The 19,962-nt window shown below is 42.5% G+C and carries 15 protein-coding genes and 1 pseudogene; 6 read left to right on the forward strand and 10 right to left on the reverse strand.

All coding sequences use genetic code 11. The features are described from left to right. Nucleotide 1: 1 nt before the first annotated feature. Genes PXH59_RS04790 through PXH59_RS04800 form a run of 3 tightly spaced genes read right to left on the reverse strand, consistent with a single transcriptional unit; the run spans nt 2 to nt 5,026 of the window. The gene (locus PXH59_RS04790; RefSeq protein WP_285810574.1) at nt 2–1,786 is read right to left on the reverse strand and encodes an ABC transporter ATP-binding protein; all 1,785 of its coding nucleotides are present in this window, start codon (nt 1,784–1,786) and stop codon (nt 2–4) included. Beyond that, nucleotides 1,776–3,047 (reverse strand): MFS transporter, encoded by a 1,272-nt coding sequence (locus PXH59_RS04795; RefSeq protein ID WP_285810575.1) that lies wholly within the window; start codon nt 3,045–3,047, stop codon nt 1,776–1,778. The genes PXH59_RS04790 and PXH59_RS04795 overlap by 11 nt, the downstream gene beginning before the upstream one ends. Continuing rightward, the gene (locus PXH59_RS04800; protein ID WP_285810576.1) at nt 3,044–5,026 is read right to left on the reverse strand and encodes a TonB-dependent receptor; all 1,983 of its coding nucleotides are present in this window, start codon (nt 5,024–5,026) and stop codon (nt 3,044–3,046) included. Before PXH59_RS04800 ends, PXH59_RS04795 begins: the two co-directional genes overlap by 4 nt. Before the next feature lie 322 nt (nt 5,027–5,348). On the opposite strand from PXH59_RS04800, the gene PXH59_RS04805 reads away from it, so the two are divergent. Further along, complete coding sequence (locus PXH59_RS04805) at nt 5,349–6,329, forward strand: helix-turn-helix domain-containing protein (protein ID WP_285810577.1); 981 nt, start codon at nt 5,349–5,351, stop codon at nt 6,327–6,329. Nucleotides 6,330–6,645: 316 nt separating this feature from the next. Here the strand turns inward: PXH59_RS04805 and dsbB are convergent, their stop codons facing one another. Both dsbB and nhaB read right to left on the reverse strand, forming a co-directional pair. Next, the gene (gene dsbB, locus PXH59_RS04810) at nt 6,646–7,164 is read right to left on the reverse strand and encodes a disulfide bond formation protein DsbB (protein WP_047769897.1); all 519 of its coding nucleotides are present in this window, start codon (nt 7,162–7,164) and stop codon (nt 6,646–6,648) included. Between the two features lie 91 nt (nt 7,165–7,255). Beyond that, complete coding sequence (gene nhaB / locus PXH59_RS04815) at nt 7,256–8,800, reverse strand: sodium/proton antiporter NhaB (RefSeq protein ID WP_285810578.1); 1,545 nt, start codon at nt 8,798–8,800, stop codon at nt 7,256–7,258. Nucleotides 8,801–9,077: 277 nt separating this feature from the next. Between nhaB and fadR the strand changes: the two genes are divergently transcribed. From fadR to alr, 3 genes are all read left to right on the forward strand, one after another. Then, nucleotides 9,078–9,800 (forward strand): fatty acid metabolism transcriptional regulator FadR, encoded by a 723-nt coding sequence (gene fadR / locus PXH59_RS04820; protein WP_047769895.1) that lies wholly within the window; start codon nt 9,078–9,080, stop codon nt 9,798–9,800. 577 nt (nt 9,801–10,377) lie between these two features. Next, complete coding sequence (locus PXH59_RS04825; protein ID WP_285810579.1) at nt 10,378–11,679, forward strand: D-amino acid dehydrogenase; 1,302 nt, start codon at nt 10,378–10,380, stop codon at nt 11,677–11,679. Nucleotides 11,680–11,698: 19 nt separating this feature from the next. Next, nucleotides 11,699–12,766 carry an alanine racemase gene (gene alr / locus PXH59_RS04830; protein WP_285810580.1) on the forward strand — a complete coding sequence of 356 codons (1,068 nt, stop codon included), beginning with the start codon at nt 11,699–11,701 and terminating at the stop codon, nt 12,764–12,766. A gap of 59 nt (nt 12,767–12,825) precedes the next feature. Here the strand turns inward: alr and PXH59_RS04835 are convergent, their stop codons facing one another. Then, nucleotides 12,826–13,722 (reverse strand): D-hexose-6-phosphate mutarotase, encoded by an 897-nt coding sequence (locus PXH59_RS04835; RefSeq protein ID WP_047769806.1) that lies wholly within the window; start codon nt 13,720–13,722, stop codon nt 12,826–12,828. 128 nt (nt 13,723–13,850) lie between these two features. Continuing rightward, nucleotides 13,851–14,847, reverse strand: a pseudogene (gapA, locus tag PXH59_RS04840) (glyceraldehyde-3-phosphate dehydrogenase). A gap of 342 nt (nt 14,848–15,189) precedes the next feature. On the opposite strand from gapA, the gene msrB reads away from it, so the two are divergent. Then, nucleotides 15,190–15,603, forward strand: a complete 414-nt coding sequence (gene msrB / locus PXH59_RS04845; protein WP_285810581.1) for a peptide-methionine (R)-S-oxide reductase MsrB — start codon at nt 15,190–15,192, stop codon at nt 15,601–15,603. Nucleotides 15,604–15,808: 205 nt separating this feature from the next. Beyond that, a complete protein-coding gene (locus PXH59_RS04850) occupies nt 15,809–16,090 on the forward strand; it encodes a YeaC family protein (RefSeq protein ID WP_047769800.1) in 282 nt (93 codons plus the stop codon). 108 nt (nt 16,091–16,198) lie between these two features. On the opposite strand, the gene pncA is transcribed toward PXH59_RS04850, so the two are convergent. From pncA to sppA, 3 genes are all read right to left on the reverse strand, one after another. Beyond that, nucleotides 16,199–16,834, reverse strand: a complete 636-nt coding sequence (pncA, locus tag PXH59_RS04855; protein ID WP_285811636.1) for a bifunctional nicotinamidase/pyrazinamidase — start codon at nt 16,832–16,834, stop codon at nt 16,199–16,201. A 24-nt stretch (nt 16,835–16,858) separates the two neighbouring features. Beyond that, nucleotides 16,859–17,878, reverse strand: a complete 1,020-nt coding sequence (gene ansA / locus PXH59_RS04860) for an asparaginase (RefSeq protein ID WP_285810582.1) — start codon at nt 17,876–17,878, stop codon at nt 16,859–16,861. 109 nt (nt 17,879–17,987) lie between these two features. Continuing rightward, complete coding sequence (sppA, locus tag PXH59_RS04865) at nt 17,988–19,865, reverse strand: signal peptide peptidase SppA (RefSeq protein WP_285810583.1); 1,878 nt, start codon at nt 19,863–19,865, stop codon at nt 17,988–17,990. Between the last annotated feature and the right edge of the window lie 97 nt (nt 19,866–19,962).

Below are 19,962 nucleotides of genomic sequence, written 5' to 3' on the forward strand. Positions count from 1 at the left end.
ATTAATTTACTCCTGTTCCGGTCTTTTCTCCCCGCCAGGCTGCCCACTGTTTGGCATACGCGCCTTGCTGTGCAACCAGTTCATCATGGGTGCCTTGCTCAACGATGCGTCCTTTATCCAGAACCAGTATTTGATCAAGGTGACGGATGGTTGGCAGACGATGGGCGATAACAATTACTGTCTTATTGCGGCATAACGCATTGAGTGCTTGTTGCATCTCTTTTTCACACTCGGGATCGGCATAGGCGGTGGCTTCATCCAATACAAGAATGGGGGCGTTTTTCAGGATAGCGGCGGCAACGGCGATACGCTGTTTTTCTCCTACAGACAAGCTGATACCGTGGTTAATCACGGTGTTGTAGCCTTGTGGTAACTGTTGGATGAATTGATGGGCTTGTGCTGCGATGGCCGCCGCTTCAACTTCTGTTTGTGAAGCATCAGGACGGGCCAGGCGGATATTATTGGCTATCGTATCGTTGAACAGAAACACCCGCTGGAACACAAAAGAGATGTTATTACGCAGCGTGGGTTCATCCATGTTGCGGATATCAACCCCCCCAACAGTAATTTTGCCTTGTTGAGGGTCCCAAAGACGGGCAATCAAGCTGGCTATCGTGGATTTACCAGAACCACTGGCGCCGACCAGAGCGAGTGAACTGCCGGCAGGGACGGAAAATGAGAGGTTATTTAAGGCATTGTCCTGCTTATCCTGATAGGAAAAGCTGACATTATGCAAAGTCACAGTATGATCGGCAGGAGCCTGGTTTTGGGTACATGGCGCTAATTCAGGTTGATTCATTAGCCAGCGATAACGTGTGATTAACGCCTCTTGCTGCTGCAAACGTGTCATCACAGAGAACATGGATGACGCAATATTGCCGAATGCCATAGCAGCCAGAATAAAGAAAGTGAACTCAAATAAAGTGATCTCTTGTCGGTTAAATAACCCGATCGCTAAAGGGAGGACAAACAGCAAATTAGCACTGGACAGCACAAAAAACCGGCTGGATTTAACCTGCACTTTCTCAATCCAAACATCAATAATTCGTGTCAGCGCGGTAAATGCGTCTTCCGCTCGCTGTAGTGCAATATTGCCGCCTGAATAGGTTTTCACTACAGGAATTGCGTTGATAACTTCACCCATTGTCGAAGCAATACGATTTTGGGCGGCGTAAAAACGCTGAGTCGTAGTTTGAACTTTCATCTGAATATAGATGAATAATAAACAGGCACCCAATGTTGGGGCGAAAGCGGCCAATGCTAATCGCCAGTCAATGGCTGACATCACACCCAATGCAATCAATGGGCCGAACAAGGTTGCTGACATTTCTGGAATAATGTGGGCAATACCATCTTCAAGCTGTTCGACGTCATCTAGCATCATCTTCTTTATTTCAGTGCTGTCAGTCTGCATAAAGAAGCCCAAGGGAACAGACTTCAATTTATTGCTGATATGACGACGAATATCAGCCTGAACATCGGCAGCGATCAAATGGGAGACAAACGTTGAACCACTGAAAGTCAGCATAGCGGCAAAGGTAAAGCTTAATAACATGATGCCGTAATTCAGTAAGGCGTCATATTGCCCGTCATAGAGAGATTGGGTAATCAGACCGGCAATTGCCGCCGGCAGTATTTGCAAGCCTGCGGAAACAACCGCCAGTGCAATGGCAACATAACTCAGCGTGCGGTATGGGCGCATCATCGCCCACAATGTCTTAATGACACCGGCGTCAGCCGCACGCTGCTCGGGAGAGTTTTGAACAGAAGGGTCATTACTGAGCATAGGTGTTTTCCTTTTGGAAATCGTGGCGCTTACGTAATGTCCAGAACAAGCCTGCGAGGGTGAAGAGTGATGCAAGCGCGAAAAGAGAGGCATAGCTTGCTTTGGTCACAATCAATCCACCCAGTATTGAACAGATGATCGCAATGCTCATATCTGCGGATTGCATCAACGCAAAATCCACACCAGACTGTATGCCGGCCGCCAGAGACATCATTTGGGTATACAGGGCAACAAATTTGGTGGCGGTGATTAACGTAATAAAAACGTATGCGGCTGAAAGCAGGGATAGGGGAGTTTCTGGTTGTTGGGCAAGCCAAAAAATACTGACTAATACCAGACATTCAAGCAGCATTACCGCCAATAATGTCTGGACGGCACCTAACTTACGTACCACGATGCCACCAAGCAGGACACCGGATAAACCGGCTAATGCCCCCCCACTGGCAGCAATGATGCCTAATTGGGTCAAGTCTACGCCGCGATCGACTAAAAATGGGGAGAGCATACCGAGTGACAGGCGTGTCCCAATCATACACAACAGTATTAACATCAGCGCTTGTTTAACCGGAGTACGGCGTAATGCATCCTTTAGCGATGGTTTTTGAGATAGATTTGAAGATGCTGTACTTGGCGTTTTTGACCCATTTGATTCTACCTGCCCCTGCGTTTTCCGAATGAACAAGACAGGCAGCGACATTAATAGGATCGCTATAGCTAACATGCCTGCACCAATGTGCCAGCCATACAGTGAAGTAAGATATAAAAACAGGCCGCTGCCGATCATAGCCCCCAGATAACTGCCCCCAACCTGCATGACGTTGCTCCAGGGGCGATGCTGTGGTGATAATCGGTCAATAGCATGACCATCCGTGGTGGTATCTACCACAGTCAGGCACAGCGTAATCAGAAACAGAGCCGCGATAATGAGCGGCATATGTTCAGCAGGTTTTGCCAATGATATTGAACCAAAAAGCAGGACAATTAACAGATTGCCGCAGAGCATGAGACGGCGGGGGTGAGTATCCCCCGAACCTGATTTGCGATAGCGTTCTACAACGGAAGCCCAGAGGAATTTAAATGCCCAAGGTAGCATCAATAGATAGAGTAACCCTATCTTATCTGGGGTAACACCGTGGTTGCGTAGAAATGCCGGCATGCTTTGTAACGTTAACATACCAATGGTACTTTGGATGGTGTAAACACCCGCCAAAGTCAAAAGTAGTAACGAGATGTGACGGCGATGTGAGGTATTGTGCATCATAGTGCAACGCTCACATCCAGCCCCACATTCAAGCCCTTACTTATCATGCTGTGCGTACCGTTCATAAGCTGGAAACTAGAGACACGGTACTGTTTGTTACCTAAGTTTTCGCCATAAAGTTTGACATTGATGCCATGATCCATTTCTAAACTGAGTGACGCGTCATAGAGAGTATATCCCCCTTGTTCAAGGGTATTCGCTTCATCAAAGTAGCTTTTTGAATAATAGCGAGTGGCGGCATTGAAATAGAGGTTACCCGGTAACAATGTTTGATCAATCAGATAGTCGAAACTTGCATTAAGCATGACATCGGGTGCATAAGGCAGGCGTTTGCCTTTATAACTTACGCCACGTGTTGTATCAGTGAAATTTGACTTACCTATGCTACCACCCAGAGAAAGTCTAAGCCCTTGCATTGGCTTAATCTGGCTGCTCAGTTCAATACCTTTACTTTCTGCTTTTCCGGCGTTGCGGATAAATTGCCCCCCCATAGGCCCAACATAGATCTGCTTATCTTTGGAACGGATGTAGTAAACCGCACTGTTTAATGTCATTGCGTTATTAAAGAACGAGGTATGCCAACCGAACTCATAATTGCCTGAGGTTTCGGTATCATAAGGCTTTCTATTATTGATGGAAGAAACGATGTTGTTGAACCCGCCCGGCTTGTATCCTTTGGTGGCAGAGAGATAGAAACGGCTATCAGGTGTCAATTGCCAGCCCAGAGCTGCTTTAGGTATAAATTCGTTGCTGGAAACCTGGTTATCAAAAGCGTCAATCTTCATGATGTCAGATCCTGAATAATTGATCTGGGATTTTTCATGTGATAAACGACCACCAAGGGTAAGATCCCATTGAGACGCAATGGGTAATTTAACCTCACCGAACAGGGCTAGCGATTTTCCTTTGATTTTGTTATGTGCGTCATTATAGCGAGTATAATGTTTGTTAGTTTCATCTGAGAACCAGCCACCGAGAACATGGGTAATCCCATTTGAGTAGCTGGAATTTAAACGCAACTCTTGGGTTGTGGCGTGGTGTTTTTCTTTCCATTTACCCCCGATAAAATCACGGAAAATATCGCGATCCTGATAGGCGGTGACACTGGTTAATACGTTGTTGCCAAAATCATATTCCGCTTTGAGGGCATAACTGTTGACGCGCCGTGTTAAATCCGGGATAGAGCCATCATATTTTTTCTGCCGGAACTGTTCGTCAGTTAAATAAAGCTCTTCATGTGAATTGAGATCTTCATGAGCAAAGCTAAGTTCAGCGCTGAAAGGAGAATCTTCTGGTGCAAATGTCAGCTTTCCTTTACCGAGCCAGGTTTTGCTGGCATCAATATTTTTATCACCGCGATTTGGTGCATCAATTTGTCCTGACTCTTTTACCCAGCGTAGACTCATGCTGCCATAAAGCATGTCTTCAATAAGCGGCATTGAACCGCTGAAGGAACCGCCTTGTTTTAACTTGGAATAATGACCAGAAAGGTTAAGCCAGGGACCTTCTTTCGGAGAACGGGTGATAATATTGATAACACCGGCCTGAGCGTTGCCACCATATAAAGTGCCTTGTGGACCACGTAATAATTCTACACGTTCTACATTGATTAACTCTTGTGTCAGAAACTGGTGATCCTGAGGAACACCATCAACATAAATGCGAATGGAAGGTGAATAGTAATCGGGTGAACTGATACCCCGAATTGTGGTCGCTGAATAGGTTCGGTTACCGCGAGAGCGGATTTGTAAGCCAGGGAAAGCGCGTTCAAGATCCTGTACCTGAGTGATACCCGCTTGCTCAAGTTCCTCGCCAGTTTTTACCAAAATGCTGCCATTAACTTTATTTAATGCTTCTGCTCGTTTGTTAGCCGTCACAATCAAAACATCTTCTGTGGCTTCGGGTGAAGGCTCCGCCCAAGTCACAACAGGTGTGATCAGACAACATAAGACAGACGCTTTCGCATATTTTTTTTTCATAAATACTCTTTATGCCTTTCCAAATCATGTTTTAAAAAGATCAAATGTGGTAAACCAAACAAGTGTGGTAAACCCGGAAACATATCTGATGAAATTAACTGGAATAGAAAAGAAGAGCTAACGGGATAGGGACAAAAATAGCGCGATACGTACTATTGATAATGATTCTCATTAATGATAAATTGCGTGATATTCACATCTGTATATAACTATATAAAATAAAAGAATAATGTCTTTAACACGCATAACATGCTGTTTTTATTTTGGAAAGCGTTTTTTTTTGAAATGATGGGTGTCTGATGCTAATTTTACAGAGGATTTCATGAAGACGATCTATAGCGAGACATTGGGAATTTTCACGGCGGGCCATAGCAATAATAGGCATTCGCCAGCAGAGGAAAATAACACAACGCCTTTATTGCTGACCGAGGAGCTTTCTGATGGAATTCACATCAACCGTATCCATCTTGAATTAAGTCAAGATTTTACAGAATATTGTGAAGGACCGCCAACAGTGTCAATAGCTTTTATTCTCAGTGGAAAGGGGAAAATGGCAATTGAGAATGGCGAGGTTTTAGATATTAATCCGGGAACGATGGTATTTTTTTATTCGCCTACGATGACGCGGGGTATGAATTTCTTTGGCTGCGGAACCTGGCGTATTCTCGATATCCGTTTTTCTCTGAACGAAATTGAAGCTCAGGAGTTACCATCGTTTACCAGGTTAACGGCTGGTTTTGAGAAAAACGCGAGTTATAGTGATGCCTTGATGATGGCTTGCCCTATCTATCCCCCCTTTATGCAGATAGTGAATCAAATAGAAGAATGTCAATTAAACGGGAGTGTCAGAAAGGTCTATTTAAAGGCAAAGGCGCTAGAAATACTCGCTTGTATGACAGCTCAAATTTATGATTGCCAATATAATGTAATTAGCGGATTGCAGCGCCGTGCTGTTTATAATGCGATAAAAATAATTAATAACGATTATAATTACCCCTGGACCATAAAATTGTTATCAAGAGCCGTGGGGTTGAATGAGCGGAAATTAAAAGAGGGATTCCGGGCGGTTGTTTTCCGTACCTTCCATCAATATCTGGAAAACGTTCGTATGACTACAGCGGAAGATTTATTGAAGAAAGGGATGAATGTCATTGAGGTTGCTGCCGCAGTGGGTTATTCCAGCCCAAGTCATTTTTCTAAACGTTTCCGGCAACATTATTTAATCAACCCTAAAGCATGGCAAGCAAAATATGCCGTGAATCACACATTACTGAAAGAAAGTATTACCGCGGAAAGTCAGTAGAAATTTCGGGTGTGGCATAAGGTTGTTAATTGGTAGGAACACCAACGAAACACTAAATCGTTGTGGCTACCGTGCGGTTTATCCCCGTGCTTACGGGGAACACTCTAATTTTATCTAACTGTTTTATAAAATATTTTTTCGACTTAAAAAGTCTACCATTTTTTCAGCCTATAAATCAGTAAAATTTATCTTTCCGTTTTTTCTGATTTATAATCTGCAATCCAGATCGCGTTTTTTATTATGGTGATAGAGAACTGAATATAGGAAAGGTATTAAAGGAGCCTTTAGCGACTCCTTTGGGGGCAAATTTTTACTCTTAAGATCTATCCTGAATCCGAAAAAATTGGCTCACTAACACCAATATACTCACCAGCAGATAAGCGGCAAAAATGCCAATTAGCCATTGCGGCATATCCAGCGTTAAAAATTCCCACTGTTTCATCGAACAATCCCCAAACGCCTGAAACACCGAGGGTAGCCAATCATTCAACGGTAACCAAGATGGGAATTGGACAAGAAATTCACAAGTATTAAACGGAGAAGGGTATAACTGCATCATGGTGTGATCCCATGCCAGTTGTAATCCTTGCCATGCGCTATAAATCCACAACAGGATCGCCAACCAGCGCAAAGGCGTTTTAGGTGCGATTGCACCGAGCAGCGCCGCACCTAGAATACCAAACAACGCAACACGCTCATAAATGCACATTACGCAAGGCTGTAACTGCATCACATGTTGAAAATAGAGTGCTGTCGCTTCCAGGATAAGAGCTGTCAACGCCATCAATATCCATGCGCCTCGCCCTTGGGAACTCTGATTTAAAAATTGAAACATTTTTTTCTTCCCATCTTTTCAATATAAATAACGGGGTTATTGTGCAAAACCACACCATCCGGCAGGATATAACGATAAATTCAGTCTCCAATTATAGTGGGGTGATCAAACCAAGTTTGATGAGATATTCAGTGGCTGGCACTAACCAGAATTCAACACACAACAGACCCACTAGTGTCATCACAACGGTATAAGGCAAGGCCATTATTACCATGCGACCATAAGAGAGACGGATCAATGGAGATAAGGCAGACGTTAGCAGGAACAGAAAAGCGGCCTGTCCATTAGGGGTTGCTACGGATGGTAAGTTAGTTCCTGTATTGATAGCAACGGCCAAATACTCGTATTGCTGTTGTGAAATCAGGCCACTTTTCAGGGCGTTCAGCGCTTCATTAATGTAAACCGTACCGACGAAAACGTTATCAGAAACCGTGGAGAGCAATCCGTTGAATAAGTAGAATAAGGAAAGCTGTGAAGCGGGTGAAGACTGCAAGACAAATTGAATAAATGGCGTAAACAGTTGTTGGTCAACAATGACGGCAACCACAGAGAAAAACACGGTCAACAGGGCAGTAAACGGTAAGGCTTCCTCAAATGCTTTACCTAACGCATGTTCTTCGGTAATACCACAGAATGCAGTCGCTAAAATAATGACTGATAGGCCAATCAAACCCACTTCAGCCAAATGAAAAGCCAGGGCGGCAATCAGCCAGATGCCGATTAATACTTGAATAGCAAGCTGGGCTTTTTCTTGGCGGGTACGTTTTTCACTGGCTTTTTGGTCGTAATTTTCCAGAACAGAGCGAACACGCTCAGGCAATTCAGCACCGTAACCGAATAATTTAAAATGTTCAACCAGCAAACAGACCAGCAAGCCACAAATAAACACAGGAATGGTGACTGGCGACATACGAATAAAGAATGTGACAAAATCCCAATCAACATGTTTGGCAATAATCAGGTTTTGGGGTTCACCAACCATAGTCATCACGCCGCCCAGTGCAGTACCAACCCCCGCATGCATCATCAGACTGCGCAGGAATGCCCGGAACTGTTCCAGCGTCTGTCTTTTATCCTCACTGTCAATGTACTTATCATCATTCAGTTCAGAACTGCCGTTGTGGGAAAGGAATCGGTGATAGATGGCGTAAAACCCGATTGAAACACTGATGACAACAGCAATTACAGTCAGGGCATCAAGGAAAGCGGATAAGAAAGCACTCGCCAGACAGAATGCCAGTGCCAGCATTTTCTTGGAGCGGATACTCAGTAGCAGCTTTGTAAAAACAAACAGCAATAATTGTTTCATGAAGTAAATGCCCGCAACCATGAAAATCAGCAATAAAATGACTTCCAGATTGTTGGCAATTTCATGACCTATTTGTTTTGGCGAAGTCATTCCAATGATGACTGCTTCAATAGCGAGTAATCCTCCAGGTTGCAGAGGATAACATTTTAATGCCATTGCTAGTGTGAAGATAAACTCAACGACGAGCATCCAGCCAGCAACAAAAGGGTTGATAAAGAAGTAGACCAGTGGATTGATAATCAGAAAAACAATGATAGCCAGTTTGTACCAATCCGGCGAATTGCCGAGAAAGTTCTTCACCACTGCGCGTTGGAGACTGATTTCCATTATTATTAATATTCCTCTTTGTGGATATGTAGAAAAAATCTAAGTAGCGATAAATCAAAACGACCACTATAGAAACATATCGGAGCGGTATTGTACGCTCAATGCGATAGCAATTTAAGGGCATTAGCGAATAATTAATCTACCAATGATCGCATTTTTTATGAACCCTTTCACTCTTTCACGGTTTATTTACCAGGTAACTATGTCGGGCAAGTACATTCTGGTATCATCAACCGCTATTATTAGCCAAGAAAACTGCTTTGGAATAATTAAAATTATGGTAATTAAGGCTCAAAGTCCTGCGAGTTTCGCGGAAGAGTATCTCATTGAAAGTATTTGGAATAATCGCTTTCCACCCGGCTCCATACTGCCAGCAGAACGTGAATTATCTGAATTGATCGGTGTCACCCGCACGACCTTGCGTGAAGTATTGCAGCGCCTTGCCCGTGATGGTTGGTTGACTATTCAGCATGGTAAACCAACCAAGGTTAATAATTTCTGGGAAACATCCGGTCTTAATATTCTGGAAACTTTGGCGCGTCTTGATCATGATCGCGTTCCCCAGTTGATTGACAACTTATTAGCTGTGCGAACCAATATTGCCGCTATCTTTATCCGTACGGCATTTAAGAACAATCCTGAAAAATCATTGGAAATTCTGGCGGAAAAAGAAAACGTGGAAGATACCGCTGAAGCTTTCAGTTCTGTGGACTATGATATTTTTCGTGGTCTGGCTTTTGCGTCAGGAAACCCAATTTACGGTTTGATTATTAACGGGCTGAAAGGGTTGTATACCCGTGTTGGTCGTTATTATTTCTCCAGTCCTGAAGCACGTAATTTAGCGTTGAATTTCTACCAGCAGTTAAGTTTATTATGCCGGGAAAAAGCCTATGACAAGATCATGGGTTGTGTGCGTAATTATGGTAAAGAGAGTGGCATTATCTGGCATAGTATGCAAAGTATTATGATCAATGAATTGACAGAAAGATCAACGAATTAACAGAAACACGTCTTAAGTTGGTTAAACTCTTCGTTTTTTGTTTGCCTCGCGATTGGTTACATTTATTTACCCCAGTGATGTAGTTATCTCATGATTAGGTCATATAATATGCAATTATATGATGCATCATTATCTATGTTTCTGGGGCATTTCTCTGATCATCACTTAACACGTGTGTGCTATTTAGAAACACGTCCAACTGTGTAATGCAGTTTTTTAAATTATTATTCTACTTAATTAATAACGATGTTAGATAAAATTCCAAAAATTTTCATTTGTCTGGAGTTTTATAAATTCTAGCATTGTGAATGCAATGTTTATTTTTTGCCATAAAAAACACTTTAATAAGTAAGAAATGAAGGGATAAATAGTATTTTTATCTTTTTTAACGATTTGATTTATATGAATTTATATTGAAACTCTAAATTTGTTGAAGAAATGTCTTTTTGTATTTCGTAATGTAAATGTGACTTAAATCCTAAAAGTTAATTAATTGCGTCATGGTCTATTATTCTGTATTGGCTTTTTATGTTTAGCATATTATGCTTGCGGGCATCACTTGCCAGTAGGGGGTAAAATGAAGGTCCTTATTTTAGGCAGCGGTGTTATTGGCGTAACCAGCGCATGGTATCTTGCACAAGCAGGCCATGAAGTTACCGTAATTGATCGCCAGAACAGTGCCGCAGAAGAAACTAGTGCCGCCAATGCCGGTCAAATCTCACCAGGGTATGCGACCCCTTGGGGGGCTCCAGGTATCCCACTAAAAGCAATAAAGTGGGTGTTTCAACGTCACGCGCCTTTAGCTATTCGCCCTGATGGTTCCCTGTTTCAGTTACGTTGGATGTGGCAAATGCTGCGTAATTGTGATGCAGACCATTACGCGATGAATAAAAGCAGAATGGTACGCTTGGCAGAATATAGTCGGGATTGTATTAAACAATTAAGGGCCGATACGGGGATCCAATATGAAGGGCGCCAGGGAGGAACTCTGCAATTGTTCAGGACCACCAAGCAATTTGATAATGCAGCCAACGATATCAAAGTGTTAGAGCAAGAGGGGGTTTCTTATCGGTTATTGACTGCCGGGCAATTGGCGACAGTGGAGCCAGCGCTTGCCAATGCTTCCCATAAACTGACAGGCGGGTTGCAATTACCGAATGATGAAACGGGTGATTGTCAACTTTTTACCAAAACTCTGGCCAAAATGGCAGAAGATATTGGTGTGCAGTTTGTATTCAACAAGCGGGTTAAACAGATTTTGGTGGATGGAAATAAAGTCACGGGTATTCAATGTGATGATGGCATCATGACGGCGGATCACTATGTGGTAGCGATGGGATCTTATTCCACTGAAATATTAAAAGAACGGGTTAAAATTCCGGTTTATCCGCTGAAAGGTTATTCATTAACAATGCCGATCATGGACGAATCAAAAGCACCTGTCTCAACTGTGCTGGATGAAACTTACAAGATTGCCATTACGCGTTTTGATAATCGTATTCGCGTTGGTGGTATGGCGGAAGTGGTTGGATTTAATTTGAATGTCCTCCAGAATCGTTGTGAAACATTAAAAATGGTTGTACAGGATCTATACCATAATGGTGGCAATATTACGGAGGCCTCATTCTGGACAGGTTTGCGTCCTATGACCCCGGACGGTACTCCTATTGTTGGGCCAACCAAATATGCGAATCTTTATTTAAATACAGGACATGGAACACTAGGTTGGACGATGGCCTGTGGTTCAGGGAAGTTACTGTCTGATTTAATTTCAGGCAAAAAGCCCGATATTGCGGCAGATGATCTCTCTGTATCCAGATACATTGATGGCTTCAATATAAAAGTGTTTCCAATGAAGCCTCATTTACACACGGCATAAACTATAAGAAGGGGTCGTCATGCCACGTCCTATTTTGGCAACGATCCATCTCGATGCATTTCGCCATAATCTGTCTGTTATTCGTCAAATGGTGGGTAACAGTAAAATTTGGTCGGTAGTAAAAGCGGATGCGTATGGGCATGGATTGGACAGAATATGGCAATCACTCATGCAGACAGATGGATTTGCACTGCTTGACATGAATGAAGCTATTTATTTAAGGGAGCAGGGATGGCAAGGGCCAATCTTGCTATTGGAGGGTTTTTTCAAGCCCGCCGATTTACAGATTATCAATAAATACCGCCTGACAACCGTAGTACATAGTCATTGGCAGCTTGATGAGATAGGAAAAGCCAAATTGGATACGCCTATTGATATCTATTTGAAACTCAATAGTGGCATGAATCGGTTGGGATTCATCCAAAAAGAGTATCCACAGATAGTTTCAATGGCGAGAAAGGTTAAAAATATTAAGTCAGTGACTTTAATGACCCATTTTGCCAATTCGGATAATGAAATGGGTATTGATGAACAATTCGCGGTTGTTGAATGTTTGCAAATGAATTCACTGCCTCATTGTCTGGCGAATTCTGGTGCTGTGTTGTGGCATCCGAAAACACATAAAGATTGGGTACGACCAGGTATTATTCTTTATGGCGTGTCTCCGAGTGGAAAGTGGTGTGATGTTGCCGATATTGGGTTGAAACCAGCCATGACGCTACAAAGTGAAATCATTGCAGTACATGAGCTTCCCGAGGGAAAAGAAATTGGCTATGGCAGCCGCTATACAACCCAAAAACCCATGCGAGTCGGTACAGTTGCCTGTGGTTATGCGGATGGATATCCGCGGCATGCCCCAACGGGAACACCTATTATGGTTGATGGTGTTCGTACCCGGTTATTGGGGGCTATATCAATGGACATGATGACGGTTGATTTGACTCCGTGTCCTCAGGCAAACATAGGCAGCATTGCCGAGTTGTGGGGAGAAAATCTACCCGTAGATGAAGTCGCAAACCCGGCAGGAACCATTGGTTATGAGCTTTTGTGTGCTTTAGCGAAGCGCGTTCCTGTCACTGTGGTTTAATCCTTTCTATTTTTAATAATTCAGGCATTTTTATCTTGGTTTTGGAATAAATGCCTGTTCTATATCCCACTTGATTGATTATTATCTGCAAACTTACGGCAGCGGATCATGACAGAAAGTCTGTCAGGGTTGCCATTCTTAGGCTGCAATGGGTTATTGATACGTGCAGTTTCGATACACGCCATATTCTTATAACCTTCTTTGCTCATATCTTTCATACTACTGGAAAGTGCAGCGCCAGGATTCCAGCAGACGACTTCGCTATGGTGATAGTGGTGTATTTCAATTGTTCGTTTCCATAGCGGATCTCTGAGCAGGTTAAAATCGTCTGGTTTGGTATAAATTCGGTCTGTTCTCCCGCGGAAGACTAAATCTTCATCAATATATTGCTCACTCTCGGTGAGAGTATCAATAAAATGTGAACCAAGCCCGCTAATCTGAATTTGATTGATGTCACTCACATTGAAGTATGAGTGAAGAGCACACGTGGCTTGATATTCACCGTGGGGTTCTAATTCTATTTCGCAAGTTTCCCCCAATTTAAAGCGGGCAATCAGCGTGAATTCATGTGGCCATAACTTACGGGTATATGCGTTATCCTGCAATGTGAATGTCAAAATAACGCCATTTTCATTCTCATCATGAGCTTTGAGTTCCCAGGGGAGTATCCGTGCAAATCCATGACTGGGCGCTGCAAACGCACCAAACCAAGGCCAACAGATGGGAATACCACCACGAATAGCAGTACCTGCGCTGAAAAGCGTGTTATCACTGACCCATAATACGGGTTTTTCGTTATTGGGTTGCCAGGTAATCAGGTGTGCACCTTGAAGGCTGATCACGCCGCGAGCTTTAGGATGGGAGACAACAATTAACGGAAAACCATCAATGTTTCGCTGGCTAATATAAGGGGAGAGCTGTTCTACAATCGGTAATGAGAAAATTTTATCAAGCATCAGTCATGACCTTATGTACACTTAAATTGGCAGTTGAACTAAGGAATAAGAATATCTCAATATTTTAGTTATATAAACATAAAAGCCACCTGAAAACAGATGGCTTTTGAAAGTGGATAAAAGCTCGATTATTTGGAGATGTGAGCGATCAGATCCAGCACTTTATTGGAATAACCGGTTTCGTTGTCATACCAGGAAACCAGTTTTACAAAGTTATCGTTCAGCGCGATACCTGCTTTTGCATCAAATACAGAAGTCAGTTTTTCGCCGTTGAAATCAGTGGAAACCACGTCATCTTCAGTATAGCCCAGAATGCCTTTCAGTTCGCCTTCTGCCGCTTCTTTAATCGCGTTACAGATTTCTGCATAAGTTGCTGGTTTAGCCAGACGTACAGTCAGGTCAACAACAGATACGTTAGGAGTAGGAACACGGAAAGACATGCCGGTCAGCTTGCCGTTCAGTTCAGGGATAACTTTGCCTACTGCTTTTGCTGCGCCAGTGGAAGAGGGGATGATGTTCTGTGCTGCACCACGGCCACCACGCCAGTCTTTTGCTGAAGGACCATCAACCGTTTTCTGGGTAGCGGTTGTTGCGTGAACTGTCGTCATCAGACCTTCAATGATACCGAATTTGTCATTAATAACTTTAGCCAGTGGAGCCAGACAGTTAGTGGTACAGGACGCGTTGGAAACGATATCCTGGCCTGCGTAGGCACGGTGGTTGACACCCATAACGAACATTGGCGTATTGTCTTTGGATGGACCGGTCAGAACAACTTTTTTTCGCGCCAGCCGCGATATGCTTACGTGCAGTTTCGTCGGTCAGGAAAATACCCGTTGCTTCTGCAACAACATCAGCACCGACTTCGTTCCATTTCAGGTTAGCTGGGTCTCTTTCAGATGTCACACGGATGGTTTTGCCGTTAACAACCAATTGACCGTCTTTAACTTCAACAGTGCCGTTAAAGCGGCCGTGGGTTGAATCGTATTTCAGCATGTATGCCATGTATTCTGCATCCAACAGATCATTGATCGCAACGATTTCAATGTCTGAGCGCTCTTGAGCAGCACGGAAAACAATACGGCCGATACGACCAAAACCGTTAATACCTACTTTGATAGTCATAGTATTCCACCAGCTATTTTTTAGTGAATTAAAAGTTGTTTCTAAAGTTACCAAAATCTTGCCAGCCGTCAAGCGGAATCGTGTCAACAATTGAAAAAGATCAATTTAATAATCACTATTCAGACGATTGTTATACAGCTGGAGCAAGCTCTACGTACACCATTATCGGGGTATAAGGAGATATTTAAAGTTACCATTGGTTAGTTATGTGAGACTTATCACAATTAGTAAAGTAAATTGCTATGTTGGATGGGTTAGAATGCATTTTGACATTTTGATGTTAATTTTGGGTTGTTTCCGATGATATTTTATTGAAAATATTGACCTTAAAAGGTGATCATTATGACTAAAAGTCAAAATATTTCCCTTTCTATAAAACAGCTTAGTAAAATACAGCGCTATGTTACGCAAGAAGCAGGTACTGAGCCGCCGTTTTCAGGAAAATTACTCCATAACAAAAAAAATGGTATTTATTATTGCCTGTGTTGCCGCCAGCCATTATTTGTTTCTGATACGAAATTTGATTCGGGATGTGGATGGCCGAGCTTCTACCAACCGATTCGTGATGGTTCTGTTACATATATTGATGATTATTCTCATAATATGCATCGGATAGAGGTGCGTTGTAGCCAATGCCAGGCACATTTGGGGCATATCTTTCCCGATGGTCCCAAACCGACAGGAGAACGTTTTTGTATTAATTCAGCAGCGCTGTGTTTTGTTGATAAAGAAACAGGCGAAGAAACGACAGGTTAATGTTACGTTTGAATATTCTGAATTTAAATGAGATTTTGGCTTTATGAGTTAAAAAGAAACGGTTCAGCTTTTTTTGATAAAATATTTTTAACTGTTCTTAAGGTCAATATATGATTCATACTCATGTTGGCTTACAGCCCTACAAGTAAGATATGTAGTATATGTAGTGAAATAGAGCACATAGCCATTAAGTAAGGAAATTTCGATGAAGTTGGATGATTTACTCTCCGCCATGACGCCTGAAATTTATCAGCGATTAATTCAGGCTGTTGAACTGGGAAAATGGCAGGATGGTGTACCGCTCACACCAGAACAGAAAGAATACAGTTTACAGGCGGTGATGCTCTGGCAAGCAAAACATAATCATGATCCTGAACATATGACGATTGGCACAGACGGCCAAATTACCATAAAAAGTAAACAGGAGTTAAAGGCGATATTTCAGTCTGACATGGTCGCAAAATTAAAACCCCAGTCGGAAGATTGAAATGGCATGAATTGAGAACCTCGTCCTGTTTTTTGTTAAGGACGAGGTTCTTTTTAGTTTATAAATTAATTTTATTAATGGTTAGGGCTGCTGTAGTAATGGATTAGGTCATAAAATAGATATAATTTCATTTTGTGGAACTAACTTGGCCCCTTTTCTGGCCATTTCTTCAAATGCCCGCTGGCTATCCTCTTTCTGGATATTAACACCCCGGCAGCCATCAACAATAACATAGGTTTCATAACCTAGTGTCAGGGCATCAAGTACAGTAAATTTTACGCAGTAATCAGTGGCGATACCCATGATAAGCAGGCGTTGTATATTTTGTTCTGTTAACCATGCATCCAGGCGGGTTTTACTATTATGGTCATTATCGAAGAATGCACTATAGCTATCTATCTGGGGGTTTTCACCTTTACGGAAAATTTCTTGAATAGCAGATTGATTTAACAAAGCATGAAACTCTGCACCAAACTCTCCTTGTATACAATGATTCGGCCACCATACTTGAGGAATACCATTGAGTTTTCCTAATGTACCTACTTTTTTTCCTGAGTTTTCTGCAAAACTCATATGGTTAGCAGGGTGCCAATCCTGAGTTGCGATGACCGGGATATTGTTTTCCTGGCATAGCGCAATCACATCATTTGCTGTCTCAATCACTGCGTCGCTATCTTTGACTGCCAGTGCTCCTCCGGTACAAAAGTCATTTTGCAGATCGATAAGTAATAATACTGTTTTCATCATATTTCTCGACTTATCTATTTGTTATTCATCAGCGTAACTCAATTCTCCCCGCAGATTTTGTTGCATCAAGTCGCGGATCTCTTCAGGGGGATAAGATTGACTCAGTAAATAGTGCAATTTTGTTAAAGCTGCCTCGAAAGTCATGTCATAGCCGCTGATAACACCTGATGCAGCCAGAGAATGACCCGTCGCATAACCTCCCATGTTGACTCGGCCAGAAATGCATTGTGTCAAATTAACCACAATAATGCCTCGTTCCGTTGCTGTCTTTAGCGTTTGCAATAAATCAACGCGTTGCGGAGCATTGCCAACACCGTATGAGCGTAAAATCAATGCCTTGACGGGTTGCATCAGAATATTTTCTACCACCTGACTGGATAATCCCGGATAGATGGTCACGACACCAATTGGTTGCGATTTGATTGGATTTACAAAGAATTCGCCTTGACTAACAGGTATAGGATTTGTTTTGAAAGTGCGAATATTTATTCCGGCTTCCATCAGTGGGGGGCAGTTCGGGGATGAAAAAGCATTGAAGCCATCTGCATGGGCTTTAATTGTTCTATTGCCACGAAATAACTTATTGTTAAAAAACAAACTGACTTCGTTAATAGGGTAATTTGCTGCGAGATACAGTGCATTAAGGAGATTGGTTTGCCCATCGGAACGCAAGGCTTCCAGCGGAATTTGTGACCCTGTCACAATAATGGGCTTATTCAGGTTTTTACACAGGAAGGAGAGTGCTGATGCCGTGAAAGCCATGGTATCCGTACCGTGCAGAATAACAAAGCCATCATAGTCATGATAATTCTGATAAATATCATTTGCGATAGTGTTCCAGTCGTCAGGACTCATATCAGAAGAATCAATCAAGGGTTGGTGTTCACGGATCGTGAATGTCGGCATTTCTGGACGGTGAAATTCTGGCATTTTAGCAAGTTGTTGCTGTAAATGACCGGAAACGGGAATGTATCCATTGGGGGAATGTTGCATCCCAATAGTACCGCCAGTGTAAACAACATAGATCGATTTCTTCTGCATGGTAACACCTCAATAAAAACATTTAGCCGGATTATAGGGAGTATCAAGAATAAAAAAAGCCTGATGGTGACATCAGGCTTTAAATTTGTTGAAAACTTAGTCAATTATTTTAACGGATATCGACACAATTCAGACAGAATGTGTAGATATTTTGCGGATCTTTCATATTGTTATAAAATGTAGCTTGTTTTTTCACATCTTGAGCGACTTCGGCAAATGGAGCCGGCAACATTGACTGCAAAGTATTTGGTAATAGTGCTTGTGCTGATGAAGTCATTCCCCGCATGAATTTTTCCGAGAATGAAAGTTCAGGCTGCATCCAGTCCAGTGATACATCTTTGATCTTTGCCAGTTCAGCGGCTTTTTTAACGGCGTCATCAAAATCACCCAGCTGATCGACCAAACCATGCTTTTTGGCATCAATGCCACTCCAGACACGCCCCTGAGCGACGTCATTGATCTCGTCTAAAGATTTATTACGAGAGTTTGCAACTAGCCCGATAAACTTACTGTAACCATTTTCAATAGCGAGTTGCATGACATCTGAGAATGTCTGGTTGATACCTTTAGTTGCAGAAATATCGGCTAATGGTGTTGTTGAAACCCCATCGGTATTCACACCAACGTAATTGAGGCTCTTCTCAACGGTTAGAATGACACCAAAAACACCAATCGAGCCTGTTAAGGTACTCGGATCAGCAATAATATAGTTAGCTGGAGTTGATATCCAGTAACCGCCTGAAGCAGTCAATCCCCCCATTGAAACGACGATGGGTTTCGCATTTCCGGTTTTGTCATCCCGGATTGCGGCTAACTCATTGCGAATAATTTCAGACGCCCCGATACTGCCACCTGGGCTGTTTACTCGTAATACGATCGCTTTGATATTGGGGTTATGGTGCGCTTCGCGCAGTTGTTCAACAAGGGTGTCGCTGCCAACGATACCCGGTGATTGTTTGCCGTCTAAAATTGCCCCTTCCGCAACAATAACAGCAATGTTGCCTTTATTATTTGTGTTTTGTATTGGTTTTTGGTCAATGTAGTTATAGATACTGATGTAATTGAAATGTTTTTGTTCCTTATTCCAACCAAATTTTTCCTGCATTTTCTTTTCAACGACACTGCGTGGCTCAATATAGTCCACCAGTTTGTTTTGGTACGCATACAGTGAAGCGTCTCCGCCTGCTTTACGGAATTTCTCGATAAAGTTTGTGGTGCCGGGGAAGACCTGATCAGCAGGGATATGCCGGTTAACTGCGATGGTATTTAAATAATCGTTCCACAGTTCGTTGAGCCAGAGGCTGTCAGATGCACGAGCTTCTTTTGACATATCGTCACGTAACATAGGTTCGACGGCTGATTTATAAGTACCTACACGGAAAATATGGGTAGACACTTTCAGTGTATCTAACAATGATTTGTAATATAACTGGTTGGTGGAGAAACCATGGATATCAACAGAGCCTAATGGAGAGAGAGAGATTTCATTGGCATAGCTGGCTAAATAATATTGTGATTGGCTATAAGAATCGCCAATCGCAAAAACAGGTTTGCCTGCCGCTTTAAATTCGTTGATGGCTTTGCCAAGATATCTCATAGAGGTCTGGTTTGTACCGATAAAATCATCCAGCTTTAATACCATGCCAGTAATTTTGGGATCGTTTTTTGCGCGGCGAATGCTGTCAACAATGTCAAACACAGAGGTTTCTTTGTCATTGCTATTGGATGGACCCAAAAGATTTTTGGCGAATTGTTCAAATGGACTGCGATCAGTTACGCGATCAAGAACAATCCCGGATAAGTTAACATACAATGCCCCGTGATAGTTATCGTCAAGTTTGGATTGTTGTTGGTAAACGATGACGCCAACAACGACAACAACAATCAACAGAATAAAAATAAGATTGAAAATAAATTGGCGAACAAAATTTAGGAGTTTCCAGCTCCATTTAAATAATGCTGCCGTGAAGTGCCATAATTTGCGCATATTGTTCTCCGGTCAGGGTATCAAATAGGGTTATCCTAATCATCCTGCTTGAAAATGTCAGCTGGAAATCATGTTATTGATTGAAAAAACAGTTTAT

It is taken from the genome of Xenorhabdus bakwenae, assembly GCF_030272115.1.
GTDB classification, from domain to species: domain Bacteria; phylum Pseudomonadota; class Gammaproteobacteria; order Enterobacterales; family Enterobacteriaceae; genus Xenorhabdus; species Xenorhabdus bakwenae.